General features: G+C 65.9%; 1 protein-coding gene. It reads right to left on the bottom strand.

All coding sequences use genetic code 11. The annotated features are described in order from the left end of the window. Positions 1–103: 103 nt before the first annotated feature. The coding region (gene arcC / locus DWX25_RS09365; RefSeq protein ID WP_147325452.1) for a carbamate kinase at positions 104–1021 on the bottom strand (918 nt) is incomplete at its 5' end.

Below are 1021 nucleotides of genomic sequence, written 5' to 3' on the forward strand. Positions count from 1 at the left end.
AATAGCAAAAGCCCCGCAGTCGGAGCGGACTGCGGGGCTCATGAAGAGAGGTGGTTTGTGGGCGCTTTGCCTGGCGCCCACGAGAGAGGCAACGGAGTAGAGACTACTCGTGGATGCGGGTACCGGAGAGGCCGGCCATGGTCTCGGCGGCCTTGTCCAGGGCGCCGATGATGCAGGTGCGGCCCTTGCGGGAACGGGCGAACTTGATGGCGGCGCGGACCTTGGGCTCCATGGAACCCTTGCCGAACTGGCCCTCGTCGGCCAGGCGCTCGGCCTCGTCGGCGGTGAGGTCCTCGAGCTCCTCCTGGTTGGGCTTGCCGAAGTTGATGGCGACATGCTCAACGGCTGTCAGCAGGAACAGGACGTCGGCGTCGCAGTCCTCGGCCAGCAGCTCGCCGCCCAGGTCCTTGTCGATGACGGCGGGAACGCCCTTGTAGCAGCCCTTGTTCTCGTAGTCGCGGACGACGGGGATGCCGCCGCCACCGCAGGCGATGACGATGAACTCGTTGTCGAGCAGGTTGAGGATGGAGTCAGCCTCGACGATCTTCTTGGGATCGGGGGAAGCGACGACGCGACGCCAGCCGCGGCCGGAATCCTCGACGAAGACCTTGGAGGGATCCTCGGCCATGAACTCCTTGGCCTGCTCCTCGGTGTAGAAGGGGCCGATCGGCTTAGTCGGGTTCTTGAACGCGGGATCGTCGGGATCGCACTCGATCTGGGTGACGACGGTGGCGGCGTGCCAACGCTTATAGCGCTTGTGCATCTCGCGGCCGATGCCCTGCTGCAGGTGATAACCAATGTAGCCCTGGGACATGGCGCCGCACTCGGGCAGCGGCATCTCGGGGGTGCCGATGGCGTCGTGGGCGGCGGCGAAGGCGTTCTGGATCATGCCGACCTGCGGGCCGTTGCCGTGGGTGATGATGATCTCGTTGCCCTGCTCGATGAGGCCGAGGAGCGCGTGGGCGGTGTTGCTCACGGCCTCGATCTGCTCGACGGGGTTGTTGCCGAGGGCGTTGCCGCC

It is taken from the genome of Collinsella sp. AF18-8LB, from assembly GCF_003459795.1.
Lineage (GTDB): Bacteria > Actinomycetota > Coriobacteriia > Coriobacteriales > Coriobacteriaceae > Collinsella.